This is a genomic window from Flagellimonas olearia, assembly GCF_009184425.1.
In the GTDB taxonomy this organism is placed as follows: Bacteria; Bacteroidota; Bacteroidia; order Flavobacteriales; family Flavobacteriaceae; genus Flagellimonas; species Flagellimonas olearia.
This window is the reverse complement of record NZ_WELG01000001.1, coordinates 1-26412: the sequence shown is the minus strand read 5'-3', so window position 1 is coordinate 26412 and position 26412 is coordinate 1. Positions and strand designations below refer to the sequence as shown.

Below are 26412 nucleotides of genomic sequence, written 5' to 3'. Positions count from 1 at the left end.
CGTATGATACTACTGATCGTTAAAGTAAAGAGCCCTTTGTCCGAGGACGAATTGTTGCGCCGGGCCAAGGAACGCGAACCGCAGTTCAAGGCATTTCCCGGACTGGTGCAAAAATACTACGTGAAGCGGGGCGAAGGCCTGTACAGCGGCATCTATATCTGGGAATCCAAGGAAGCGTTGATGGCCTATAAGGAATCCGATCTGGCCAAGAGCATTCCAGCGGCCTATGAAATGTCCGAACCGCCCGAAATCGAGGTCATGGATCTATTGTTTCAGTTGAGGGATTAGATTCCCCTCAAAACCCGCATCACACTCATGAGCGCCGACGCCACCTCCTGCAGTTCCCTTCGGGAAAAGGTATCCTCTTCCACATAAAACAACATTTCCACCGCGAGATCTAAATGTTGGGCCAAGACTTCGGGGGTGCCATAAGCATCCTCTATAAAATTGGATAGTTGGATTATTGGATTGTTGGATGGCATATTTGTTCATATTGATTTGTTTCTGCAAGTTCTCGAATTGTTTTCAAAACAGTAGCCCTATCTATCGTACCAAACATAAACTTGGTATTTAATGATCCAAATCTTTCTCTATCTTTAAACCTCACGGATTGAAAAACTTCAGAACTAATCACAAACCAACCTTTGTCCGCACCTTATGAAAAAAATATTATTTGTTTCAATACTACTTCTGACTTCATACCTGACCCAAGCACAATTCATCAAAGAAAAATCAATAAATGCCCAAATAGGATATGGAATCAGTGTACCATATAACAGTGTTGGAAATGTAGCGGATGGTGGTTTTTTCCTTCAAGGTGAACTCATATTGAAGGCGGCTTCTTGGGTGGAATTGAGACCTTATGCCGGTGTCATATTTACGAACTCAAACGGAAAGGACTTGAACAACAATCCAACCAGTGAAAAGGCAGAATCCAAAGCATTTAATCTTGGAGGAAAAGTAAGAGTTCGGGCACCAATTCCTTGGGTAGCTCCCTATTTGGAAGGAGGAATTGGGGTTTCCCTTGGAAAATTTGAAACATCCACCGTTTTTAAATATATCAGTAGAAGTGGAATCATTTATCATATACCCTTCTCCCTCGGATTGGAATTGGGTAGAAATAATAATGTTGACCTTGGACTAACCTATTTCTATCAGCCCACTGTTGAGCAGTATTCGGGCGCGTTTGCCGTTGGATTGACATTTCCATTGAATTGACACAAAAGAACATTTCACCCGTCTTGACCCATGATAAAATTCTTTAGAAAGATCAGGCAACGGCTGCTCTCCGAGAATAAGTTCTCCAAGTACTTGCTCTACGCCCTTGGCGAGATCGTATTGGTGGTCATTGGTATCTTGATCGCCCTACGGATCAATAATTGGAACGAGGGACGTAAAAATACCGCCCTCGAACAAGATTACCTTATATCCATATTGGCAGATCTGGAAAACTTAACTTTTAATACGCAACGCATTTATGTGAATCAATTTGATGAAAAAATTGAAAATCTACGGTTTGCCAAAACCTATATGGAAGCACCCTATGCCATTGTGGACACCACAAATTTTATCAATACCATCACAAAAGGAGCTGCCTCATTTACCGGTTTTTATCTAGCGGATAATGGAGCCTACCAAGAACTCGTAAGTACCGGTAATTTACGATTGATCAACAATGATAGTTTACGAAAAGATTTGTCCGAGTTCTACACCGATATGAAAATACAAACTGAATTATCCAAAAGATATCATACGGAATACGGCAGTTATATCAATTCAATTAGGCCATTTGACAACGAAAATCCCGGCTATATCGGCAATTATGATATGCTTGAATTTTTGGAGGAATTGAAAACAAAAAAGTTTCGCCAACTGACCGACCATGAACTTTCCTATGCCTACCGCACCCGACGGATGGCCAAGATCATTGTACGTAGAGGGCACATAATGCAAGAAAAAATTGAAAAGGAGCTCAAGAGACTTCCCAATGGGAGATAATACCGTTTCAGCTCCTGATAACGGATCATATCAATGGGCAGAAACGGATTTTCAAGGAATATTTCCGTAAAGTCAACATTCCATCGTAGCTTTGATCCCATTATTCAGAATCTGAAGACCATGTTGGATAAATTTCAAACCAGATACCTTAAGTTCCAGATAAGCAAATCGCCCCAAATGAACCTAGTTTGGGGCTTTTTTTTGTATGCCTTTTTAGGTTTTGTGCTACTTTCCATGCCATTTTTGCACAAGGAGCGCATACCCTTTTTGGACAATCTTTTTACCTCCACATCTGCCATATCCACCACGGGACTGGTCACCATCAGCATCTATGATTCCTACAATTTTCTGGGGCAGTTAGTGATCATGTTGCTGATCCAGATCGGGGGCATTGGGTATATGACCCTCACCACATATTACCTCTTGTTCACCACCAAGCGCATTACCCATTGGCACCAAAAGATCATTGGCACCGAATTCACCCTGCCCAACACCATTAAGATCAATGATTTTATTAAAAGTGTGATTGTGTTCACCCTGGTCATGGAAACCTTGGGGGCCGTGGCGTTCTTTATCTCATTCCACCAAATGGGAATGCCCGGTCCCAAGGCCGTTTGGTTTTCCATATTCCACAGTGTGTCCACTTTTTGTACGGCCGGGTTTGGACTTTTCAACGATAGTTTTGAAAGTCTTTCCAACAATACCTGGATCAATATCACCATTTCTATACTGTCCATTGCTGGATCGTTGGGTTTTATTGTCATCACGGACCTTTGGTATAGAGTCACCGGCCGGTCCAAGCATATTTCCTTTACCACCAAGATCATTGTGTATGGCTTTTTGGTGCTACTGGGGTTGGGAACCCTTTTGATTTATACCACCGAGCCCATGATGACCGCCGAATCCGGAAGTCCCTTGATGAAATCTTTTTTTCAGGCCATGACCGCCATGACCACAGTAGGTTTCAACACCATTTCCACGGGAGGTTTGTCCTTGCCCATTCTGCTCTTGGTCATCTTTTTGATGTATGTGGGAGCATCGCCATCGGGAACCGCTGGGGGGATGAAAATCACCACTCTCACTGCCATGATCTCTGTTTTAAAGAGTAGACTGTTCAGCCAACGAAAGGTGTCCTTTTTAAAGCGCACCATCCCTATTGATAGATTATATGTGGCCACCTCCACCTTTATCCTCTACACCAGTCTTATTTTTTTGTTTACCTTTCTACTGACCTATTCCGAGCCTTTTGGTTTTGACAAAATCCTGTTTGAAGTGGCTTCGGCCTTGGGCACCGTGGGCCTAAGCACAGGCATCACGGGCGAATTGTCCGCTATGGGCAAAATACTCATCATTATATTGATGTTCATAGGTCGCGTAGGGGTTTTGACGTTTGGGTTTGCCCTCTTGAAAAACAAGGGCAAAAATGAGAGGACCCACAGAAGAGAGGATTTGGCAGTATAGAACCTGACCAAGAAACAATTTTTATGAATAGACCATCCATGCAAAAAAGATTGACCGTATTACCCCTTCTTTGTTTTTCCCTTATCATGGGATGCAAAGAGTCCACCCAAAAAGCCGAAACCACCAAGTCCCGGCCCAACATCTTGTTCATCATGAGCGATGACCATGCTTACCAAGCCATCAGCGCCTATGACACCACCTTGATACAGACCCCCAACATAGACCGTTTGGCCAAGGAGGGCATGTTGTTCACCAATGCCTCGGTCACCAACTCCATCTGTGCGCCTTCGCGGGCCACTATTTTGACCGGAAAGCATACCCACATCAATGGAAAAATAGACAACATCTCCCCTTTTGATACCACGCAGGTCACTTTTCCGCAGTTGCTGCAAAAGGCGGGCTACCAAACAGCCATGTTCGGCAAGTTGCACTTTGGCAACAGCCCCAAGGGTTTTGATGAGTTTATGATCGTACCCGGGCAGGGTCGCTACATGAATCCGGATTTTATCACGCCCAAGGGAGATACCATTCAAAAAATGGGTTATGCCTCGGACATCATCACCGACATGACCTTGGAGTGGCTGGACCAAAAACGGGACCCAGAAAAACCGTTTTTGATGATGTACCTGCACAAGGCCCCACACCGCCCATGGTGGCCCAAAGCGGACAAGTTCAAGGCCTATCTGGAAAAGGAAATCCCTGAACCTGCCTCTCTTTTTGATGATTATACGGGTAGGGGCACCGCGGCTCGTACCGCCGAGATGAACATTTTTAAGCACATGCTCCTCAGCTACGACTGCAAGGTCTATCCCGAGCTTGCCGATGAGCTGGGCATGAACACTGACCCTAGGAACGGACCGCTTTTCAGTCGTGGGGAAGTGGCGCGCCTCACCGAGGAACAACAAGCGGAGTACCTCCCCATTTTGGATGCCATTGCCGAAGATTTCAAGGCCAAATGGCCAAATATGGACGATACCGAAAAGACCCGCTGGAAATACCAACGCTATATGCAGGATTATCTGGCCACCATCGCCTCGGTGGACGACAATGTGGGTCGGGTACTGGACTATTTGGATAAAACCAATTTGGCTGACAATACCTTGGTGGTCTATACGTCTGACCAAGGGTTTTACTTGGGTGAGCACGGATGGTTCGATAAGCGGTTCATGTACCAAGAATCCTTTGGAACGCCCTTATTGATTCGTTGGCCCAATACCATAAAACCTGGTATCACCAGCGATGAAATGGTCCAAAACCTGGATTTTGCCCAAACCTTTTTGGAGGCTGCCGGTGCCGCTATTCCGGATGACATGCAGGGGGAAAGCCTAATGCCCATCTTGACCGGGAATTTGGAACAGTGGGACAGGGAAAATGTGTATTATCATTATTACGAATATCCTGCGGAACACATGGTTAAACGCCATTACGGTATGGCTAACAAACAGTACAAGTTGATTCATTTTTACCATGATGTGGATGAATGGGAGTTGTACGACCTTGCCAAAGACCCCCACGAAATGCAAAATGTGTACGATGACCCTGCCTATGCTGAAATTCGGGAGGAATTGAAGGAAGAATTAAAGGCCCTGCGGGTGAAGTACAAGGATTCCGAGGAACTGGACCAGAAGTTCATCGATAAATACAAGAAATAAAACATGGCGTTTGCTCGTCGGTTCGAGTGATTTTTGACGTGCAACGGAAAAAATCGTATCGAGAATTGGAAACAAGTTCTCGATACATTTTCCTTCGGAAAATACGCGAACCCTCGTTGGGGAATTATTCCACTACCTGAAGTTCCTTGGCAATTTTGGCGTTCCACTCCAATTGCTTTTCCACATTTCGGGAAAAGTTGGTCTCCCAATCGTAGGCTTCCTGAAACTCTTTGAGTTCCTGTAAAATCTCTTGATAGATTTCCCGAACCTCGGCCTTTACATTATCGGAAAAGGAAGTGCGGTCCAATCGGTTTCGCATCTTGCGGGCAAAGAGCTCGGCAATATCAAAATGCAACTGTTCGTGGCTCAAAATGGTATCATTAGCGAGCTCACGTTTGTACCATGATTCATTGGGATAGAAATAGGCGGTCACCTCATAATCCAGTTTTACCTCATGGTACATCAAATTCGCGGAGTAGGTATAACTGATGCCACTGGCCGTTGTGGCGGCAGGAACGGCTGCCGGGGGCACTTTCCCCTTAAAATCGGCCCAAACCAGACGTTTGCCGGCATCCCAAGGGACACCCTCCTCAATTTCCTGTGCAGAACCCAAAAAACCAAGGAGCAACAAACATCCTATGGTTGCTATTTTACCCAATGAAAATCGATTACACGTTCAATATCGGGATGAAGACTGTAATGTACAGGGCATGTATTGGCCGTATGCACCAATATTTTCCGATGCTTTTCCGAAACATGGGCCGGCAGCTCCAATTTCACCTCAATCTTTGAGATCCGTCTTGGATTGGCAGCCATATGCTTGGTCACCTCAGCGGTGGAACCGGTCAAATCCACCTCCATATCCCTAGCCTTGATGCCCATCATGGTCATCATGCAATTGGCCAATCCCGTGGCCACGGTATCCGTTGGCGAAAAGGCCTCTCCCTTCCCGTTGTTGTCCACAGGAGCATCGGTGATGTACTCGTTACCCGACCGTATATGGACACAGGTGGTCCTGAGGTTGCCGTTATAGGTTACTTTTGAGGTCATCCTGTTTCACTTCTTTGATTTGTAGATTATCATACTCCATGATGTAACAGGCCCTGTTAAAATACCCAGACGACCAATCGTTGATATAATCAAAACTGTTTCCTGTATATTCCGTCTGGCCTATGATCTTGGAAGTTTCAAAAAGATTGTTCTTGTGCGCCAGTTTCAACAACACATCATAGGTCATATCAAACCCACGGACCGCATACCGATCGGGTCGTAAACCATTGTATCGTTTCTGATACGCTTTGGTAAAGAAATCGTTCCCTGCTTCCCTATAAAATGAGGGGTAAGTAAATCTTAGGTTGGACAAATGGGTGTTGGACACGGCATCGTCCTCATAAGCATTGTTGTTATAGCTCGTGGTGAACATACGCACCTTAACGTCTTCCGTAATGGCCGAGTTCAAAATGGAGGTCACACTGGAAATCATATTGGGCTGGTCGGTTTCCAAAAACACCCAGTTTTCCTTGGTTTCAGATAATTTTAATAGAAACCGATCTAAATGCAAGGATTTATTGTCGATGATTTTTGCAATCTGGGCCGCTGGAAACTTGCTCAAAATAGAATCATGGGCTACCTGATGTTCTGCATCCGCAATAATGATCACATTTTCGTTATTATGGATTTTTTTCATGTAGGAAAGCATCTTCTCACGAAGTATTTGCTCCCTAGGCACCGAAAAGAACACATTGCTATGGCTCAACTCACTATCCGAAGCCACTGGGGCAATTACCGGTATGTTCTTGGAAGCGGCCACAACGGCAACTTCGTTCAGGGCACCAGCAGCCACTGGCCCTATAATGGCATTTACGCCCTGTAGGTTCTCCCTAAAAAGGATTTCCTTCACCTTGGCCTGGCTCAGTTCGGTATCATAGGTTTTCACATCCACCGAAACCCCCAGCTTTTTAATGGAATCCAAGGCAACCAAGGCTCCCGAATAAAATCCAAGGCTTAGCGCCAAATCCCTTCTTGTAGCAATCTGACTTTGGGTCTTTTTAGTATCATTAAGGTCGATACGATCTAACCTGAACGGCAACATAAAGACCACTTTGGGCTTATTTTCAAGATTGATACTGTCCACCAGATTCACCTTATCCAATACCAGTGCATTTTTCACTTGTAGTCCTTCCGCTCTTTCCTTGGGCAATTTAAGTACCATTCCGGCCTTAAGGCCGTTCTCCAGATCTGGGTTCAAACGGAAAAGCTCCTCTCGGGAAATCTTTAGGTTTTGGGTAAGCCTGAAGATGTTCTGTTTGGGTTTCACCTCATAAAAAATGAAATTATCCGTGTTTACCTCCCCAGAAGTATCACGTTTTTTGGGAAGACGAATTACCATTCCTTCTTTTAACCCACCTTGAGCCATGATCTCTGGGTTCAACTTGACTATGGAATCCGAAGGAACTCCATATTCCTTGCCCAAACTGTACAGGGTCATTTTGGGAGGTACTGTATAAGAAGTGAAGAGTTCCACTTGTTGTTCCTTTAAGCTATCTCCTTTGGGACGGGGTAACTTCAATTCTTGCCCAGCAGCCAAGTAATTGGAAGTCTTGCTCAAATCAGGATTCAAGACCAATAAACTGTCCACGGTAATTCCATATTTATGGGCAATACTCCAACGGGTCTCTTTGGGCTGAACGGTATAGGTTTCAAAATCCAATTCGCGTTCATCTTCCGGGTCCATCTCAGGGAATTGGGGAATCTGTAGCACCATTCCTTTTTGTAGGGGCTCAGAATACAACTCACGGTTATAGCGTTTCAATTGCTCTTCGGTAATCTCGTATTTCTGCGTGAGTCCAAAAAGGGTTTCCTTTCTTCGTACCCGGTGGCGGGTAAACCCTATGGGTTTAATTTCTTCCTGTTCCTCTTCCTTGGGTTTCTCTTTTTGAACAATAGGGCCCTTCAATGGTATCACCAAAATGATATTCGGTTTTACATCCGAAGCACTTTTGATTTCCTTATTGGCCTGTAAAATGCTATAAGGCGTAACCCTATATTGTTGGGAGATACTCTGTAAGGTCTCTCCCTCCTTTACGGCGTGTGTTGCATATTCTTGCGCGAAAGCTTGGAAAGAGGTCATAAAAATGACCGCCAAGCCCAATTGTAAGATATATTTTTTCATTCCCATTCTATAGTTGCAGGTGGCTTAGAGCTAATGTCGTACACTACTCTATTAACGCCCTTGACCTTATTTATTATATCATTTGAGGTCTTTTGTAAAAATTCATAGGGTAAATTCACCCAATCTGCCGTCATTCCATCGGTACTTTCCACCGCTCGCAGGGCCACACATTTTTCATAGGTACGTTCATCTCCCATGACCCCTACACTATCTACGGGCAAAAGCATGGCTCCGGCCTGCCAGACCTTATCATAAAGTCCCCATTTTTTCAATCCATCAATAAAAATGGCATCCACTTCCTGTAAAATGGCCACTTTCTCGGCGGTGATATCCCCCAAGATACGGATTCCCAATCCGGGACCAGGGAAGGGGTGTCTACCCAAAATGAAATCTTCCATGCCCATGCTTGCCCCCACTCTTCTCACCTCATCCTTGAACAGCATCTTCAAAGGCTCCACAACCTTCAACTTCATATAATCTGGAAGTCCACCAACATTATGGTGACTTTTTATGACCGCGGAGGGCCCACCACTGGCCGAAACGGATTCAATCCGATCGGGGTAAATGGTACCTTGGGCCAACCATTTTGCATTTTCCACTTTGTGGGATTCGTCATCAAAGACCTCAATAAAGACCCTTCCAATGATCTTTCGTTTCTTCTCCGGGTCCGATTCTCCTTTCAACGCGTCCAAAAAGCGTGCCGAAGCATCAACTCCCTTCACATTGAGCCCCATGTGTTCGTATTGGTCCAATACACTTTCGAACTCATTTTTCCGCAACAATCCGTTGTTCACAAAAATGCAATGGAGATGACTTCCAATGGCCTTGTGCAGCAACATGGCCGCCACACTGGAATCCACACCTCCGGAAAGTCCAAGAATTACCTTTTCGTCCCCTATTTCTTTCTTTAGTTCCTCCACAGTGGTTTCCACAAAGGCATCTGGCGTCCAATCTTGCTTCAATCCGGCGATGTTCACCAAAAAGTTTTCCAACAGTTTGGCTCCATCTGTGGTATGGTACACCTCAGGGTGGAATTGGATCCCGTAGGTGGTCTCTCCTTCAATTTTATAGGCGGCATTCTCCACATCATGGGTACTGGCCAGTCTAACAGCTCCTTCAGGGAGTTCCTTAATGGTATCACTATGGCTCATCCATACTTGGCTTCCTTTACCCAGACCTTCCAAAAAGTCTTCTCCCTCCTTGACAAATGAAAGATTGGCCCGGCCATACTCCCGTGTAGCGGAAGGTGCCACATTTCCCCCATTGAAGTGGGACAGGTATTGGGCTCCATAGCAGATGCCCAATAAGGGTTTCTTGCCCTTGATCTCCGACAAATCCGGGTGCGGGGCATTCTCTGCCCTCACGGACGATGGAGACCCTGATAGGATAACCGCCTTGTATTCCGATAAATCCTCGGGAAGCTTGTTATAGGGTTTTATTTCTGAGTAAATGTTGAGTTCCCTTACGCGTCTTGCGATCAATTGTGTGTACTGGGAACCAAAGTCTAGGATGAGTACGTTGTTATGCATGGGCAAAAATAGCAATTTGGTTTTTTTGGAAAAGGATCTTTTAAAGGATATTTATGACAACTTTTCAAAAGTTATGCAGAGCCAAACCTTTGTCACCAGTTTTCAGGAAAGTGGGCATCCATTTTTAAAATTCAAACCAATAGCTGCTCAAAAATTCAGTATCTTTTGAAATGAACATAACGTTTTGTAGTTTTTTTCTTAACATTTTTAGTCATTTATTTGCGGTTGCTAAATAAACCAAACCATGATCAAAGGATTCATTTTCGATTTGGATGGCGTGATTACCGACACTGCCGAGCTACATTTTGAAGCCTGGAAAAAACTGGCCGATGAAATGGGCTGGGAGTTTGATCGCGAGGTCAACGAGAAGCTTCGCGGAATATCGCGGATGGATTCCATCAAAGTCATTATGGACCACAACAAGGTCTCATTGGACGAGAAAACCATTGTTGACCTAGCCACTAAAAAGAATGACATTTACGTAGCCAGTCTGGACCAAATGACCCCCGAGGATTATTTACCCGGGGCGAGGGAGTTATTGACACATCTGCGCACGGAGGGTTTTAGTGTTGCCTTGGGCAGTGCCAGCAAAAATGCCCTTAAAGTTTTGCAGCAATTGAACGCCATGCCCTATTTTGATGTGATCGGTGATGGCAACAGCGTATCCAAGAGCAAGCCGGAACCCGATATTTTCCTCTATGCCTCTGAAAAACTTCAGCTGCCCCCCAACAATTGCATCGTGGTGGAAGATGCCGAAAAAGGGATTGATGCCGCCAAAACGGGAGGGTTCCATAGCGTAGGAATTGGACCAAAGGACCGTGTGGGCCATGCAGACCTGAGGTTTGACACCATGAAAGAAGCGACCTTGTTTGAGATAAAGTCGCATTTTGCAGACTTGTTCTGACAGAAATATAAAATATAGAAAAAGCAAAAAGCCCCGGGAACCACTCCGGGGCTTTTCAATAAAATCAAAACCAACCTAAACATATGAGTTAACCAACTCATTATTTAAATCTTCATAGCAATTTTCAATAGTATAACAACTACCAAGAAAAATACCCTACTTTCTATTTGATTTTTTTACTAATTCCTAAATCCCTCCTGAGAACTACTAGTATTTCAAAATTGAAAACGCTCCAGAAAATGGATCAAGAGAATCCAAAAGGCTTGGTATGAGACTTTCACCTAGTTCCAGATAGAGTTCAGAAAAATTAAGCTGCCGCTCCTGTAGGGACTTATTCGGAAAAAGCTCGTTTTGAATATCGGTCATGCGTATGACCTGATCTTTCAATTTTCGTTTTTGTGCCTTTAGCAGTCTTTTTTCCAGGGCGTCCAACCCTTTTTTCTGCTTGACCTCCTGGGCCTTTACAGCTCCCAAGAAACTTTTATCGGTTTCAGCTGCCAACTCGTACAGGTGTTTGAACTGCTCCTCCAGGTATTTTTTCTGTGGGGAAAAGTCAATATCAATATTGGAGATTTCCCTGATTTTCTTGTTGATGAACGTATTCTGTTTTAGAAAAAGGTGGGCCACTTTCAGATCCAACCTTTCTATCTTTTCAGCCTGCTTTTCTGTGATGACCAAGGCCGAGTTACGAAGCAACAACATGGGAAAAGTGATATCCATGGCATTGAAGTAGGATTTCAATTCCAACCAGTAGGCCAATTCGCCTCCTCCTCCAATATAGGTGAGATTGGGCAATATTACTTCTTGGTATAAGGGTCTTGCGATCACATTGGGAGAAAACCGTTCCGGGTATGCATGCAGCTCCTCACGCAATTCTTGTTCCGAAAACTTTAAGTCGGTATTCAGCACTTGATAAGTGTCCCCTTCTGCCACAATTCGCTCGCGGAGTCCTTCCTTAAGATAAAAATAGTTGATTTCCCTCGGGTTCACCTGTACCTTATAGTCCGTGGAAACTTGCTCCAAGGCCCCAATTGATTCGGTTACCTTTTGAAAGGGAATCTGTTCAAAAATATCTTTTTCCGCATAGGGAACCAGTAACCTCTTCAAGGCAATATCATCCCCATCAACAATCACCAAACCATGTTCCCCGAAAAGTTCGTTCACCAAATAGCGGGTGGCCTCTGTTAAATTGGAATGCTCCAAATATGCCTGTTTGAAAAGAGCCTTCAAGTTTTCCGCATTTCCTGTTTTCCCCAATTCCGCCGATACGGTTTCAAAAACCACATCCAAGCCCTTGGTGTCCAACATACCCACGGCCCCGGAAGCAGAGCGGTTCCATTGTATTTTCTTGCCGTTCAGGTTGAAATAATTGATCTCATCAAAATCATGGTCCTCAGTGGCCATCCAATACACCGGGACAAATTGATGATCGGGATATAACCGACCCAATTCCTTGGTCAGATTAATGGTGGAGACAATCTTGTACAAAAAATACAAAGGTCCCGTAAACAGGTTCAGCTGATGCCCGGTCACCACGGTAAACGTATTTTTCGCGTTCAACGCGGTCAGGTTTGCTTCGGTATGTTCAGAAATTGTGATGCCCTTATACTGTTTGCGTAGGGATTGTACCAAGGTTGCCCTATGGGCAAAGGCATAATTTGCCTCCTTTTCCTTGATTTGTTCCGCAAAATTTTCAGGTAGGGGGAATCGGTTATAAAATGGCTGCAAGTCTTTCCGTTGGTCCAAATAATCACAAATGAGCTTGGAGAAATAACCGGTTTCCTTAAAGGGTATACAATCTACTTCCATTAAAACTGAAATGAGGTGATCAAAGATAGCCCTCTTCTTTTTTTCTCATCCTAAAAATACGTTAATTACATTTTTTGGCCCTTCAAATCCCCAGCTGAACAAAAAAATATGACTGCCAATCAATTTATTGTTAGATTTGGTTACGACTAATTGACCCTTACATGACAAGATTTTTATTTTCCCTCACTGTACTATTCACTTTTTCCGTAACGGCCCAACAACTAAAATCCCCTTCGGAATTTTTGGGGTATGAATTGGGTTCGGAATTTACCCGTCACCACGAAGTGGTGGATTATTATGAATATTTGGCCAATGAGGCCCCGGATAGGGTAAAACTCACCGTTTATGGTCAAACCAATGAGCGAAGACCTTTATTGTTGGTCTATGTCTCTTCGGCCCAGAACATGGCCAATTTGGAATCCATTAGACAGGAACACTTAAAGAGCACCCAAGGCTCGGGCAGCAACTCCAAGGCCATTGTTTGGCTAAGCTATAACGTGCACGGTAATGAGAGTGTGAGCACAGAGGCTTCCATGAAGACCATTTATGAGCTTTTGACCGCCAAAAGTGCTTATCTGGAAAACACTGTGGTAATCATGGACCCATGTATCAACCCGGATGGTCGTGATCGATACAGCAATTGGTACAATCAATATAAGAACACACCAAACCAAGTAGATCCCAATAGTAAGGAGCATCATGAAGGTTGGTGGAATGGACGAAGCAACCACTATATGTTCGATTTGAACCGTGATTGGGCCTGGTTGACACAGGTTGAAAGTCAGCAACGTATAAAAGTTTACAATGAATGGCTGCCCCACGTTCATGTGGATTTTCACGAACAAGGAGTGGACAACCCTTACTATTTTGCCCCGGCGGCAGAACCCTATCATGAAGTGATCACCGACTTTCAACGGAATTTTCAAACCATTTTGGGGCGAAACCATGCCAAATATTTCGATGCCAATGGATGGTTTTACTTTACCAAGGAGGTTTTCGACCTTTTTTATCCAAGTTATGGGGACACCTATCCCACCTACAATGGCGCCATTGGCATGACCTATGAACAAGGAGGCAGTGGCCGTGCCGGGCTGGGCATTATTACCCGCATTGGGGATACCCTTACCTTAAAAGACCGTATTGCCCACCACTTTACCACAGGGCTTTCCACCGTGGAAGTTTCTTCGCAAAATGCCGAAAAACTGAATACAGAGTTTCAAAAATTCTATCAAAATCAGAATTTCAAGTACAAAAGTTATGTCCTCAATGGAAACAAGGACAAAATTGATGCCTTGAAAGCGTTGTTGGACAAGCACAAGATCGCATATGGCCATCCTTCCAATAGTTCGGTCAAAGGTTTTAACTACAATACCGGAAGCAATGGAAGTATGTCAACCTCTGCGAACAGTTTGGTTGTTTCAACCAATCAAACCAAGGGCACCTTGGTCAAGGTATTGTTTGAACCCAACGCCAAACTCAGCGATTCGCTTACCTATGATATCACTGCGTGGTCCTTGCCCTATGCCTATGGATTGGATGCCATTGCATCCACTGCCTTGGTCAATGCCACTCCGGCCAGCCAAGCCCAAGATGCTGTGGTGAGCTCATCCGTTGGAAAACCCAATGACCAGGCCTATGCCTATCTTTTTGATTGGAACAGCATGAAGGACGCCCGTTTTTTGGCCGAGCTTTTGACCCGAGGCATCCGTGTAAGGAAAGCGGACCATCCTTTTACCATGGAAGGAAAATCCTATGACCGCGGCACTTTGATTGTCACCAAAGGGGACAATGAGCACCAATCTGATTTTTACGCTTCCTTAATGGATGTGGCTTCCAAACACAAAGTGGACTTTACCCCAGCCCATACGGGTTTTGTGGACTCCGGCAAGGATTTTGGTTCGGGATATGTTACCATGATCTCCAAACCCAAGGTCGCCATTTTGTCCGGAGGTCCTACCTCTACCCTTCGTTTTGGGGAAATTTGGCATTTCTTTGAACAACAATTACACTATCCATTAACGGTAATTGATGACTCTTATGCCGCAACGGTGGATTTGGATGAGTACCATATTTTGATCTTACCTGGTGGACGGTACAACGATCATTTCAATGGAAAGCAGCTTAAAAGGCTTCGCGACTGGGTAAGAAAAGGAGGAAAACTCATTGCCATGGGAGGAGCCATTGACGCTATTGACGGAGAGGATGGATTTGGCATTGCCAAAAAGGAAGTTGAGGGCGACTCTACAGAAAATAGACCCAGTCCCCATAAGAATATGGAAAGGGAACGGATCAAAACGGCTATCACAGGAGCCATTTTCAAGACCAAGGTAGACAACACCCATCCTTTGGCCTATGGCTATGGCAATGACTATTTTACCTTAAAATTGGGCAATGCAGGTTATAACTATTTGAAGAATGGTAATGCCGTTTACATTGACCGTTCCACCAAACCGTTTTCTGGATTCGCGGGAAGCATAGCCCAAGAGAGCATAGGGGAATCTTTGGTGTATGGTGTGGAGAACTTTGGCAGGGGCCAGGTGGTGTATATGGTTGACAATCCCCTTTTCCGAGGATTTTGGGAGAACGGAAAGTTATTCTTCGCCAACGCCCTTTTTATGGTGGACTAAGCTGCTTTTTGCCTGATTATCAAACTAAAAAGTCTATTATTTTAAGATTTTCCATCATTAATGGGATTTCAAAATTTTGTACCTTTAAAAGTAAATCTTTAGGTAAATAGGTATGGCTTCCCAACACTTCAACAATGTTCTTTCCAAAGGAAAAATCATCATGCCAGGAATGGTTTTACTATGGGCCTGCGTGTTATTGACTCCTTCAAAGGCAGTGGCTTTTCAGGATGACCCTTCAGTCGATTTCAATCAGTATCAGGGCGAGGTGGTCGATGAATCCACCAACCGGCCTTTGGTATTTGCCACACTTTCCGTGGAAGGCACCAACATCAGTACCATTACCAATACGGAGGGAAATTTTCTGCTCAAGGTCCCCAAAGATATCACCAACGCCAATATCATTGTATCTTTTTTGGGGTACAAGAGCAAGACCCTACCCCTCTCCACCCTTGACCCTGAAAAGAACAAGATTTCATTGCTGATTTCGATAACCGAGCTTTCAGAAATCAATATCAATGCCCCTAAGGATGCCACTGCCCTGGTCAAGGAAACCTTGGCCAGAAAAGACGAAAATTATTTTGACGACCCTACATTGATGACTGCATTTTACAGGGAGACCATACGCAAACGCCGAAAAAATGTATCCCTTTCCGAAGCTGTTGTCAGTGTATACAAATCGCCCTACAACTCTATTCGAAAAGACGCCGTTGAACTCTACAAGGCCAGAAAAAGTACAGATTACAGCAAACTGGACACGGTTGCATTAAAACTTCAGGGAGGGCCGTACAACGCCTTGTATGTGGACATCATGAAGTATCCCGAATTTCTTTTCGACGATGGCTCCATCTCAAATTATAAATTCTCATTTGACCGATCCACTAGAATCAATGACCGTTTGATCTATGTCATCAAATTCGACCAACGGGAAACCATTTTGGACCCTTTGTACCATGGGGAGCTTTTTATTGATGTGGAAAATAAAACCTTGACCAGTGCCACCTATTCCCTGAATATTACGGATAGGGATTTGGCCTCCCAGCTTTTTGTCCGAAGAAAACCCGTAGGTGTTGATGTCTGGCCCACCGAGGTATCTTACCGGGTTGATTATCGTGAAAAAAACGGGAAATGGTATTATGGATATAGCAGTGTTATGCTAGAGTTTAAAGTGGATTGGGAAGACCGTCTGTTCAATTCCGTGTACAGCATGACCGCGGAAATGGCCGTGACGGACTGGGAACCCAATATTACCGGGAAATTGCCCAAAAACCGTGAGCGCATTAGAAAATCCATCATCCTAAGTGATGAGGCCATTGGTTTTTCCGACCCTGACTTTTGGGGCGAATACAACATTATAGAACCAGAAAGATCCATTGAATCGGCCATCAAGAAAATCCAAAGACAGCTTCGTCGCATAGAGCGCCGGGGCAAATAGTTGGTAAAATCATACTTTCCGTTTATTTTTATGGCACATCCTTGGCCACGCCAAGGTTTCTTGTATACTTTAATCTGAACACATGTCCAAAAGAAGAAATTTCTTAAAATCGGCCTCTGCCATGGGGGCCACATTGCTACTTCCCAAAATCGGAATGGGAAATGAAAATCAACCTACCCTTCCATCCAAGATCAAACCCAAAAAACTACGAAAGGGAGATACCATAGGTTTGGTGGCACCAGGTTATGCCATAAAGCCTGAAGTATTGCAAAGAGCACTGGACACGCTACAAGAGATGGGTTTCAAAACCTATCATACTACGAGAATTTTGGGAAATTATGGATATTTCAGCAATACGGATGAAGAGCGGGTAAAAGACCTGCACGAAATGTTCGCCAACCCAGAAATAGATGGTATTCTGTGTGCCCGGGGCGGGTATGGGTGCACCCGAATCCTTAACTACTTGGATTACAACATTATCCGAAACAATCCCAAAGCCTTGATCGGCTTTAGTGACATTACCGCGTTGATTCAGGGTATTTACAGGGAAACGGGGTTGATATGCTTTCACGGACCCGTAGGCAGCACTATAGACGATTCATATAGTCAAAAATACTTCCGAAAGGTATTGATGAAGGGAAAGGATTCCCAGGTCATAGAAAATGTAAAGCTGAAAGACCCCGAATTTCTGGACAATAGTGAGTACGAACGATATACCATTACACCTGGTACTTGTCAAGGGGAATTGGCAGGGGGAAGCCTTACCCTGGTCAATGCATTGGTAGGAACTCCCCACGAAATTGACTTTACCGACAAACTCGTTTTTTTGGAAGATGTGGAAGAAGCTCCCTATCGTATAGACCGTATGCTCACCCAACTCATTGAAGGCCCTACCTTTTCAAAAGCCAAGGGAATCGTTTTTGGGGTATGCAAAGGCTGTGATCGGGAAAAGAAAACAGATAATTTCACGCTTAAAGAAGTCATCATGGACCGGATTGCTCCATTGGGATTGCCCGCAGCCTATGGTATGAGCTTTGGGCATGTTCCCAATAATTTTACGGTTCCCGTAGGTATCCAAGCGGCATTCAATGCAGATAAAATGACCATGGAATTGTTGGAATCCGCAGTTTATTGATCCCAATTACTTTTTAAACTCCTTGAACGTTTTTATGATGATGGAAACACATTCCATTAATTGTTCTCGGTTCATCACCAAAGGTGGTGCAAACCGTATGATATTTCCGTGGGTGGGTTTGGCCAAAAGACCATTTTCTTTAAGGGCCATGCATAGGTCCCATGCAGTGGAACTTTCTTCGGTATCATTGATCAAAATAGCATTCAAAAGTCCTTTTCCACGAACCTTCACCACCAAATCCGAAGTGGGGATAAACTTGTTGAGTTCTTCCCGGAACAACGCACCCAATTCCTCCGCGTTCTGGGCCAATCCTTCTTCTTTGACCACTTCCAAAGCAGCCATGCCTACAGCAGCAGCTACCGGATTGCCCCCAAAAGTACTTCCATGGCTTCCTGGGGTGATCACTTCCATGATACCATCATTGGCCAAAACAGCTGAAACCGGATAGGCACCTCCTGATAGGGCTTTGCCCAAAATCAAGATATCTGGCTTTACGTTTTCATGGTCCACGGCCAAAAGTTTTCCGGTACGGGCAATACCAGTTTGCACCTCATCGGCTATAAAAAGGACGTTGTGCTCTTCGCAAAGGCTTTTGGCAGCGGCCAGATATCCTTCGGAAGGCACATAAACCCCTGCTTCCCCTTGAATGGGTTCCACCAAAAAGCCCGCCACATGCGGATTGCTTTTCAAGGTATTTTCCAGTGCGGTTAGGTTATCGTATTCAATTTTTATGAATCCCTCCGTATAAGGTCCATAATCCGTATTGGCCACAGGGTCGTTGGAGAAAGAGATAATGGTCGTTGTCCGTCCATGAAAATTGTTCTCACAGACCACAATCTTGGCTTGGTTCTCAGGGATACCTTTTTTCTGATACGCCCATCTCCTACAAATCTTTAAAGCAGTTTCCACGGCTTCGGCCCCTGTATTCATGGGCAAAAGCTTGTCAAAACCGAAGGTAGAAGTGGCATACTCCTCAAACCTTCCCAACATATCGTTATAAAAGGCACGGGATGTCAAGGTAAGGGTCTTGGCCTGCTCCACCATGGCCCCAACAATCTTGGGGTGGCAGTGTCCTTGGTTCACCGCTGAGTAGGCCGATAAAAAATCGTAGTATTTTTTACCTTCCACATCCCAGACATAGACTCCCTCACCCCTACTCAAAACCACAGGAAGCGGGTGGTAGTTATGGGCTCCGTACTTGTTTTCCAAATCTATCGCTTGCTGCGACGTTAAATGCTCTAAAACAGCCATTTTAGTTCTAATTAAAATTTATAAAACAACCATTCCTACAATACCTTTATTCTTTCGAAGACTCGAAAAAGCAGCGTGGGAGAGAAATCATCCCTAGAAGTGCCCGCAAATTACAAATTATTGCGCAAAACCAAGGCTTGTCAAATCCAATTTCACCATAAAGTTTAGGGGCAATTTAAGACCTCGGGCAATGCCAAATACCAAAAAGAAGTTACTTTTGCCCCATGCGTAAAAAAAGTAGGCGACAGACCTTTGAACAGGTCGAAGTAGTTGATGCGGGAGCTAAGGGAAAAACCGTGGGCAAGGCCCCTGACGGACGGGTGATTTTTTTGTCCAATGCCGTTCCCGGCGATGTGGTGGACGTGATGACCACCAAAAAACGAAAGGCGTATTTTGAGGGGGTGGCCACCCATTTCCATATACTTTCCGACAAACGAACCACTCCCCAATGCCAACACTTCGGGGTCTGCGGAGGATGCAAATGGCAACACATGGGCTATGAACACCAACTCCATTTCAAACAAAAGGAGGTGGAAAACAACCTCAAGCGCATTGGTCATCTTGAACTTCCCGAAATCAGCCCTATTCTGGGTTCGGAAAAACAGTATTTCTATCGGAACAAGATGGAATTTTCCTTTTCCAATAGCCGATGGCTCACCCAAGAGGAAATTGATTCCAACACGGATTTTGAGCATAGAAATGCCCTCGGATTCCATATTCCGGGCATGTGGGACAAGATTTTGGATATTGAAAAATGCCACCTGCAAGAAGATCCTTCCAATGCCATCCGATTGGAGGTAAAACGCTTTGCCGTTGCACATGATATGGCCTTTTTTAATCCAAGAAAGCAAGAAGGGCTTTTACGAACCATGATGATCAGAACCACTTCCACTGGTGAAATCATGGTATTGTTCCAGTTTTTTGAGGACGATTTGGAACAACGCGAATTGCTTTTGAACCACATCCAACAAAAATTTCCGAAAATCACTGCCCTACTCTACGTCATCAATTCCAAACAAAACGATACCATTTATGACCAAGAGGTCATTTGCTTTGCTGGCAGGGACCACATTTTTGAGGAAATGGAAGGGTTGCAGTTTAAAATCAATGCAAAATCCTTTTACCAGACCAATTCGGAGCAGGCTTACGAACTTTATAAAGTAACTAGGGATTTTGCCAACCTGAGTGGAAATGAACTGGTCTACGACCTGTATACCGGAACCGGTACCATTGCCCAGTTCGTGGCCAAAAAAGCCAAAAAGGTGATTGGAGTGGAGTCTGTTCCGGAAGCCATTGCAGATGCCAAAGCCAATGCGGCACACAACCAGATTTCCAATGTGGAATTCTTTGTGGGGGACATGAAAAACGTGTTCAATTCAGAGTTTATAGCACAACATGGCCATCCTGATGTGATCATTACGGACCCGCCAAGGGACGGAATGCACAAACTGGTCGTGGAGCAACTCTTGCAAGTGGCCCCAAAAAAGATTGTATATGTAAGCTGCAATAGTGCCACCCAAGCGCGCGACTTGGAATTGATGAAGGAAAAATATGAGGTTGTAAAAGTTCAGCCGGTGGATATGTTCCCACAGACCCATCACGTTGAAAATGTTGTACTTTTGGAAAAACGGGTATAATCTTTGATGAAAAATCTGCTTTATACAGGAATGAAAAAAATTCTCCCCATTGCATTGATCACCGCCGTGCTCGTTTATGTTTCCTCTTGTGAAAAGGATGATATTTGTGTGGAAGGCGATACCCCCCTCCTCGTCGTTGGTTTTTATGATATTGAAGATACCACCGCAACCAAGGAGGTTCCTTCCCTTCGTATCAAGGAAGTGATTTTGGATGAATCGGTGAACACCTTTACCGACCGCTCCGATAATTTGGACTCCATAGGGATTCCACTTCGTGGGGATGCCATCAGTACCCAATTTGCCTTTATTACTAACTCTGCAGATGATGGGGAAACCGGGGAAGAAATTGGCAGTATCGATACATTGACCGTTTCCTATACCACAAACGAGGCTTTTGTCTCAAGAGCTTGTGGTTTTGTGATAAATTATGAAGGTGTCTCCGTAACCTTGCCTGAAAGTGCCGAAAATTGGATTCAGGACATCCGTATTGTCCAACAGAACATAGAAAATTCCAACAACGTCCATGTCAAGATATTCCATTAGTCTTTTTACCATTCTACTGCCCTTGCTGGTTGTTGGGCAGAGTAAACCTATAGACCTTCAGGCCAAGGATACTGTGGAGTATAAGCAGGAATACGGTTTGCGTGTCGGTGCGGATCTCAGTAGACTTATTTTTTCCTTTGCGGATGAGGACTACACCGGACTGGAACTGGTGGGCGACTATCGACTTACCCAAAAACTTTACTTGGCCGCCGAATTAGGGAACGAAACCAAAACCCAAAACGAGGATTTGGGCGGTACCGACCTGTACAGTTACAAAACCGCAGGGAGCTATATCAAAGCAGGGATCGACATAAACACCTATGAAAATTGGTTTGGGATGAACAATGCCATAACCATTGGAGGAAGATATGCCGTGGCCAGTTTTAGCCAAACCTTGAACGACTATCAAATTTTTGATAGTAACCGTTACTACAATCCTGGGTTTTTACCCGGTTCGGAGCCCAATGTGGAGTATAGTGGCCTTAGTGCCTCTTGGTTGGAATTTGTGGTAGGGGTCAAAGCAGAGCTTTTTGCCAACATTTTCATTGGCATGAGCGCCCGTATGGGATTCTTGGTCACCAACAAAGAGGATGAGCGCTTTCCCAACCTTTGGATTCCTGGGTTCAACAAGGTGACCGATGGTAGCAATTTTGGAGTAAGCTATAACTATACCCTTTCCTATTTTATTCCGCTCTACAAAAAGTCGAACAAAAAGAAACCCACTACCGAAGTTCAAGAACCTTAAAGGGTCATGTAAAAAAAAGAAGCCTGAATCATCAGGCTCCTTTTGGTAATTGAATTGAGTTAGTCTAGAATAATCCTTCTATTCTTTTGAGTCAATTAGCTTATTCTTTAACAAAGACCTAAGCCAATGGTTAGGGTAAAGTTAATCAATTTATAATTGAGGTGGAAAAATCCCCTTTTACGCTCCTTGATCTTCTTTATTGTATTTTGCCTTTTTACTACCTTCATACATCTCGTAATACACCAATCTTGCTTCCAATTTTCCGTTAAAAGCCTTGATTTTTCTTGAAGGCCTTAGCCCTACATATTTCAATGCCTCCAAATTGGAGGTTATCATCCAGACATCCGTTCCTGGATATTCCTGTTTAAGCGTATCCCCTATTTTGGCATAAAACTCATCAACCTCTATGGGCAACCGTTCACCATAAGGAGGGTTAAAGACCATGTGCAATTTTGTGTCTACCGGTTTTTCCGTTCTGAAGAAATCTTTCCGTTCCACGGTAATGTATTCCGAGAGGTTGGCATTCTCAACATTTTCTTGGGTTTTTCGAACCGCAGAGGGCGCCTTATCATAACCGAATATCTTGTGACGGAACTCACGAACCTTGTTCAAGCTGGCATCAACAATTTTTTGGTGCAGTTCGGCATCATAATCCTTCCAGTTCATAAAGGCATAGGATTCCCGATTGATGTTGGCCGGGACATTACAGGCAATCATGGCGGCTTCAATCAAAAAAGTGCCACTCCCGCACATGGGATCCAAAAAGTCGGTAAGTCCATCCCATCCACTCTTCAGCAAAAGACCTGCCGCCAATACTTCATTGATGGGCGCAATATTGGTCGATATTCGATAACCTCGTTGGTGCAATGAATTTCCAGAGCTGTCCAAGGAAACGGTACAGGTGTTATCATGAATATGGATATGAATCCGTACATCAGGATCTTGGGTACTCACATTGGGACGTTCACGTTCCACCCGTCTGAACTTGTCCACAATGGCATCCTTGGCCTTAAGCGAAACAAACATGGAGTTGTTGAAAATCTCAGTGTTCATGTTGGTATCCACCGCAAAAGTCTGGTCCGGACCAAAAATGGAGGACCAGTTGATGTCGTACACTGCCTTATACAGATCTTTCTCATTGTACACCTTGAAAGTTCGCAAAGGCTTGTAGATCTTTAATGCGGTCCTAAGGCACAGATTGGCCTTGTACATGAACCCCGTATCCCCCTCAAAAGACACATTGCGCACACCTTCCTCAACATTTCCCGCTCCCAAGTTCCGAAGCTCTTTGGCCAAAAGAGGTTCAAAGCCAAAAAGGGTCTTTGCCAACATTTTAAAATTTCCTGCCATGTTTTCCTAAAATCTTTCCGCAAAAATAGGCTATTTTTGACCCTTCAACCCTATTTATGGATTTTCCGGTCTACGTCATCTATATTGTTCCCATATTGGCCGTTTGGGCCAGTTTTGCTTTTGCGTACATCGCACGGCCCAAGAATATCAAGAACATCAATTTGCTCCTTGCCTTCAGCGGGGCATTTTTGTTGTCGCTCACCTTTTTGGAGCTGTTACCCGAAGTATACGAAGGGCATGACCCCAAGACCATAGCCCTATATATTTTGGCCGGTATCCTGCTCCAGATTTTTTTGGAGTTTTTCTCAAAAGGGGCCGAACATGGGCACATGCATATCGATATCAAGCAGAACCGGTTTCCCATTCTGCTCTTTTTGAGTTTATCCATCCACGCATTGGTGGAAGGGGTCCCCATCCACGACAATAATTCCATTTTGTATGGCATCATCATTCACAAAATCCCGGTTGCCATCATTCTCAGTATCTTTTTGATCAATTCCAAAATGAGACTGGCATGGGCCATCCTATTTGTGGTCTTCTTTTCCCTGATGACACCTTTGGGCAGCTTTTTGTCCGCACAGTTGCCCAAACTCCAAGGCTATGGACATATATTGACCGCCTTGGCCATTGGGGTATTTTTCCATATTTCCACCATTATCCTTTTTGAAAGTTCGAAGGGACATTCCTTTAACCTTCAAAAACTGTTGGTGATCATCTTGGGGATTGCCACGGCCTACTTTACCCTGCATATGTAGCATACCTGATGGCCGATTAGGCCCTATTTTCCTTTTTCTCCAGATTGCCCGTCAATCCATATCCCAATTCCGTGAATCCAAATGTGGCATCCGTCAATTGGGTACATATTTCATGGTTCCGATACGATACTTTGGTTTTCATAACATAACTCCATAACACTAGAAATCATGAAAAAAGTAAGTATTGTATTGAGCGTTTTTTTGATAGCGCTACATTTTGGATGTCGTAAGGATGATGGACCCGAGGTTTTGGATCCCGAGATTACCATCTCCAATTTTGAGACCTCAGTTGAGGAAAATCCAGTGGAAAACCAAGTCTTGGGCACGGTATCGGCCAGCACCAATACGGGGACCTTGGTCTTTAGCTTAACGGGGCAAACCCCATCAGGGGCTTTGAGCATCAATGCCAGTTCGGGGCAGCTGACCGTAGCGGACCCGTCCGTTTTTGTGTTTGCCACCAATCCCACCATTACGGCCACCGTACAGGCCAAGGTTGAAGATGTCGCCAAAACGGCCAACATTACCATCAACGTGACCGAAGAAACGTTGGACGTGGTCACAGCCATTATAGACAAAACGGGATATACCGCCCCGGAAGACTTGACCTTCCTCTATTCCACGGATGGCGGCGATTCCTATTCCACGGACAAACCCACCGACCTTACGGAAGGCGATGAGATTTTGGTAAACATCAGCAATGGGATCATGGACATTTCCAAGGATGATTTTTCTTTTACCTGGATAAACTCCAGCCCCGTACCCCAAACCTCGGATATAGCATTGGCTAAATTCGTAGTGGGCAGCACTGATCTGGATATTAAGGTTGCTGTGGTGGATAAGGTGGAAATATTGACATCAGATAGAAATACGGGGCAATTTTACACACTAAATCTTAATCTTGGTACAAAGAGCGAGGCCTTTATAATAACCCTGGACGGGGAAGACCTTTTGCGCGTACGTGGTGCCATCTACAACTACGCGGATCGTAAATTGTATGTTTCCACCGCAAAATATGCCATGGAAAAGTCTATGCTTCACTCCGTGGATTTGTCAACCATGCAAGCGACCACCATCAATAGCAATCCCAATGACGCTTGGGCTGGATTGGCCGATTTGGTCATGACCCCAGAGGGAAACATTTTGGCCACCATGTCGCTTGGTCAAGGATCAGGTGAGTCTTTGATAAGCTTTGGCACGGATGGTACAGATACAGTGCCCATAAGCTTTACTGGTGCCGATTTATGCTGCGGTCTAGGTCTTACGTATGGTGATACCACCAGCGAAGTATGGGTAGGGGATATCTCTGCCACCATTCATAAATCCAATCTCAATGGGGAAATCAGCGAAACCATTGCTTTGGACCTAGATGGTTTTGTAAACACCAATGTAGACGATTATTACATCAGGAACTTGGTTAGTGACCAAAATGGTAAACTGTACGCTCTTTGCCTTGATGATGCAGATGGCTCTACCCATATTGCTGAAGTGGATTTAACCAATAACCTGCTAAAACATATTGCCCAAATCAGTATAAGCCCTGATCAGCTCAATGCGTTGGTCTTTGTACCCGCCTACCTATTCTAAAAAACAACCAACCTAATCATTAACTGCAGAGGGGGCGAGTTTTCGCCCTCTTTTTTTATGAGTTGTTACCAAACAATAGAGACACCAAATACCAATGGCTCATGGCCCCACCCAGCACAAAAAGGTGCCAGATAAAATGGTTAAACGGTATTTTTTTAACGGCATAAAAGACAATGCCCAAGGTATAAAAGGCTCCTCCAAACGATAGATAAAACAATCCTGTTGCTGAAAGGTGCTTAACCAAAAAGGGAACATCAATGACAATAAGCCAGCCCATAACACCGTAAAGCACCAAAGAAAATACCTCAAACTTGCCTGTAAAAAACAGTTTTAACATCGTTCCAAACAAGGCGATTCCCCAGACCAAAAAAAACAACAGCCATCCTTTGGAGGGCAAAAGTACGGTAAGACATACTGGGGTATACGTACCGGCTATCAAATAATAAATACTGATATGATCCAAAATCCTTAGTCTCTTCTTCAACCTTGGATCTTGTACGGAGTGGTATACTGTTGATGCTGTAAACAACAGTACCAACGATATGCAATACACCAAAACACTTCCAAAAAGGTACGGTGTATCCCTGATATGTTTTTGAAGAAGAATTACACTCCCAAAAAGAGCCAGCACAATACCAAGGGCATGCGAGTACGCATTCCATTTTTCCTCTAATAAAACCGGATTTGATTTTTGGGGCAAGAATAAACGCTTTAAGAGATATTAGGGTACAAATATAAGCACCATATTAAATTTTCAGGAACAAAAAAGCCCGATACGTTATGTATCGGGCTTTGAGGAAGGCGGCGACCTACTCTCCCACCTGGTGT

At 44.4% G+C, this 26412-nt stretch carries 24 protein-coding genes; 14 read left to right on the top strand and 10 right to left on the bottom strand.

What is annotated here, in order from left to right:
• The first annotated feature begins 3 nt into the window (after window positions 1-3).
• Window positions 4-288: an antibiotic biosynthesis monooxygenase family protein gene (locus tag F8C76_RS00115; protein WP_152129937.1), complete on the top strand. Its 285-nt coding sequence runs from the start codon at window positions 4-6 to the stop codon at window positions 286-288.
• On the opposite strand, the gene F8C76_RS00110 is transcribed toward F8C76_RS00115, so the two are convergent.
• A complete protein-coding gene (locus F8C76_RS00110) occupies window positions 285-482 on the bottom strand; it encodes a hypothetical protein (RefSeq protein WP_152129936.1) in 198 nt (65 codons plus the stop codon). The genes F8C76_RS00115 and F8C76_RS00110 overlap by 4 nt on opposite strands.
• 175 nt (window positions 483-657) lie before the next feature.
• Here F8C76_RS00110 and F8C76_RS00105 point away from each other — a divergent pair, with 175 nt between their 5' ends.
• The 4 genes from F8C76_RS00105 to F8C76_RS00090 all read left to right on the top strand — a co-directional run bounded on the left by F8C76_RS00105 (window position 658) and on the right by F8C76_RS00090 (window position 5111).
• On the top strand, window positions 658-1218 hold the full coding sequence (locus tag F8C76_RS00105; protein WP_152129935.1) for a hypothetical protein: 561 nt from the start codon (window positions 658-660) through the stop codon (window positions 1216-1218).
• A 30-nt stretch (window positions 1219-1248) separates the two neighbouring features.
• Window positions 1249-1998, top strand: coding sequence for a DUF6090 family protein (locus F8C76_RS00100; protein ID WP_152129934.1), 750 nt, complete (start codon window positions 1249-1251; stop codon window positions 1996-1998).
• Window positions 1999-2175: 177 nt separating this feature from the next.
• Complete coding sequence (locus tag F8C76_RS00095; protein ID WP_249042325.1) at window positions 2176-3459, top strand: TrkH family potassium uptake protein; 1284 nt, start codon at window positions 2176-2178, stop codon at window positions 3457-3459.
• 38 nt (window positions 3460-3497) lie between these two features.
• Window positions 3498-5111, top strand: a complete 1614-nt coding sequence (locus tag F8C76_RS00090; RefSeq protein ID WP_211372084.1) for a sulfatase family protein — start codon at window positions 3498-3500, stop codon at window positions 5109-5111.
• 124 nt (window positions 5112-5235) lie between these two features.
• Here F8C76_RS00090 and F8C76_RS00085 read toward each other — a convergent pair whose 3' ends face one another.
• Genes F8C76_RS00085 through guaA form a run of 4 tightly spaced genes read right to left on the bottom strand, consistent with a single transcriptional unit; the run spans window position 5236 to window position 9812 of the window.
• The gene (locus tag F8C76_RS00085; protein ID WP_152129931.1) at window positions 5236-5769 is read right to left on the bottom strand and encodes a DUF922 domain-containing protein; all 534 of its coding nucleotides are present in this window, start codon (window positions 5767-5769) and stop codon (window positions 5236-5238) included.
• Complete coding sequence (locus F8C76_RS00080; protein WP_152129930.1) at window positions 5757-6161, bottom strand: OsmC family protein; 405 nt, start codon at window positions 6159-6161, stop codon at window positions 5757-5759. Before F8C76_RS00080 ends, F8C76_RS00085 begins: the two co-directional genes overlap by 13 nt.
• Window positions 6139-8283, bottom strand: a complete 2145-nt coding sequence (locus tag F8C76_RS00075) for a LysM peptidoglycan-binding domain-containing protein (RefSeq protein ID WP_152129929.1) — start codon at window positions 8281-8283, stop codon at window positions 6139-6141. The genes F8C76_RS00080 and F8C76_RS00075 overlap by 23 nt, the downstream gene beginning before the upstream one ends.
• A complete protein-coding gene (gene guaA, locus F8C76_RS00070) occupies window positions 8280-9812 on the bottom strand; it encodes a glutamine-hydrolyzing GMP synthase (protein ID WP_152129928.1) in 1533 nt (510 codons plus the stop codon). The genes F8C76_RS00075 and guaA overlap by 4 nt, the downstream gene beginning before the upstream one ends.
• A 244-nt stretch (window positions 9813-10056) precedes the next feature.
• Here guaA and pgmB point away from each other — a divergent pair, with 244 nt between their 5' ends.
• Complete coding sequence (pgmB, locus tag F8C76_RS00065; RefSeq protein WP_129654075.1) at window positions 10057-10716, top strand: beta-phosphoglucomutase; 660 nt, start codon at window positions 10057-10059, stop codon at window positions 10714-10716.
• A gap of 207 nt (window positions 10717-10923) precedes the next feature.
• Here pgmB and bshC read toward each other — a convergent pair whose 3' ends face one another.
• Entirely contained in the window at window positions 10924-12525 is a 1602-nt protein-coding gene (gene bshC / locus F8C76_RS00060) for a bacillithiol biosynthesis cysteine-adding enzyme BshC (protein ID WP_152129927.1), read from the bottom strand.
• A gap of 161 nt (window positions 12526-12686) precedes the next feature.
• On the opposite strand from bshC, the gene F8C76_RS00055 reads away from it, so the two are divergent.
• From F8C76_RS00055 to F8C76_RS00045, 3 genes are all read left to right on the top strand, one after another.
• Window positions 12687-15152 (top strand): M14 family metallopeptidase, encoded by a 2466-nt coding sequence (locus F8C76_RS00055; RefSeq protein WP_152129926.1) that lies wholly within the window; start codon window positions 12687-12689, stop codon window positions 15150-15152.
• Between the two features lie 160 nt (window positions 15153-15312).
• Window positions 15313-16584, top strand: coding sequence for a carboxypeptidase-like regulatory domain-containing protein (locus F8C76_RS00050; protein WP_152131412.1), 1272 nt, complete (start codon window positions 15313-15315; stop codon window positions 16582-16584).
• 82 nt (window positions 16585-16666) lie between these two features.
• Complete coding sequence (locus F8C76_RS00045) at window positions 16667-17719, top strand: S66 peptidase family protein (RefSeq protein WP_152129925.1); 1053 nt, start codon at window positions 16667-16669, stop codon at window positions 17717-17719.
• A gap of 6 nt (window positions 17720-17725) precedes the next feature.
• On the opposite strand, the gene rocD is transcribed toward F8C76_RS00045, so the two are convergent.
• Entirely contained in the window at window positions 17726-18970 is a 1245-nt protein-coding gene (gene rocD / locus F8C76_RS00040; protein ID WP_152129924.1) for an ornithine--oxo-acid transaminase, read from the bottom strand.
• A gap of 224 nt (window positions 18971-19194) precedes the next feature.
• Between rocD and rlmD the strand changes: the two genes are divergently transcribed.
• Genes rlmD through F8C76_RS00025 form a run of 3 tightly spaced genes read left to right on the top strand, consistent with a single transcriptional unit; the run spans window position 19195 to window position 21895 of the window.
• Window positions 19195-20607, top strand: coding sequence for a 23S rRNA (uracil(1939)-C(5))-methyltransferase RlmD (gene rlmD / locus F8C76_RS00035; RefSeq protein WP_152129923.1), 1413 nt, complete (start codon window positions 19195-19197; stop codon window positions 20605-20607).
• Between the two features lie 30 nt (window positions 20608-20637).
• On the top strand, window positions 20638-21150 hold the full coding sequence (locus tag F8C76_RS00030) for a DUF6452 family protein (RefSeq protein WP_152129922.1): 513 nt from the start codon (window positions 20638-20640) through the stop codon (window positions 21148-21150).
• On the top strand, window positions 21131-21895 hold the full coding sequence (locus F8C76_RS00025) for a DUF6048 family protein (RefSeq protein WP_152129921.1): 765 nt from the start codon (window positions 21131-21133) through the stop codon (window positions 21893-21895). The genes F8C76_RS00030 and F8C76_RS00025 overlap by 20 nt, the downstream gene beginning before the upstream one ends.
• A gap of 177 nt (window positions 21896-22072) precedes the next feature.
• Here the strand turns inward: F8C76_RS00025 and F8C76_RS00020 are convergent, their stop codons facing one another.
• The gene (locus F8C76_RS00020; RefSeq protein ID WP_152129920.1) at window positions 22073-23245 is read right to left on the bottom strand and encodes a THUMP domain-containing class I SAM-dependent RNA methyltransferase; all 1173 of its coding nucleotides are present in this window, start codon (window positions 23243-23245) and stop codon (window positions 22073-22075) included.
• A gap of 56 nt (window positions 23246-23301) precedes the next feature.
• On the opposite strand from F8C76_RS00020, the gene F8C76_RS00015 reads away from it, so the two are divergent.
• The gene (locus F8C76_RS00015) at window positions 23302-24000 is read left to right on the top strand and encodes a ZIP family metal transporter (protein WP_129654067.1); all 699 of its coding nucleotides are present in this window, start codon (window positions 23302-23304) and stop codon (window positions 23998-24000) included.
• A gap of 16 nt (window positions 24001-24016) precedes the next feature.
• On the opposite strand, the gene F8C76_RS18985 is transcribed toward F8C76_RS00015, so the two are convergent.
• On the bottom strand, window positions 24017-24142 hold the full coding sequence (locus tag F8C76_RS18985; protein ID WP_283016247.1) for a hypothetical protein: 126 nt from the start codon (window positions 24140-24142) through the stop codon (window positions 24017-24019).
• A 26-nt stretch (window positions 24143-24168) separates the two neighbouring features.
• Between F8C76_RS18985 and F8C76_RS00010 the strand changes: the two genes are divergently transcribed.
• The gene (locus F8C76_RS00010; protein WP_152129919.1) at window positions 24169-25584 is read left to right on the top strand and encodes a cadherin repeat domain-containing protein; all 1416 of its coding nucleotides are present in this window, start codon (window positions 24169-24171) and stop codon (window positions 25582-25584) included.
• Between the two features lie 55 nt (window positions 25585-25639).
• Here the strand turns inward: F8C76_RS00010 and trhA are convergent, their stop codons facing one another.
• Window positions 25640-26284 carry a PAQR family membrane homeostasis protein TrhA gene (gene trhA, locus F8C76_RS00005; protein ID WP_152129918.1) on the bottom strand — a complete coding sequence of 215 codons (645 nt, stop codon included), beginning with the start codon at window positions 26282-26284 and terminating at the stop codon, window positions 25640-25642.
• Window positions 26285-26412 lie beyond the last annotated feature (128 nt).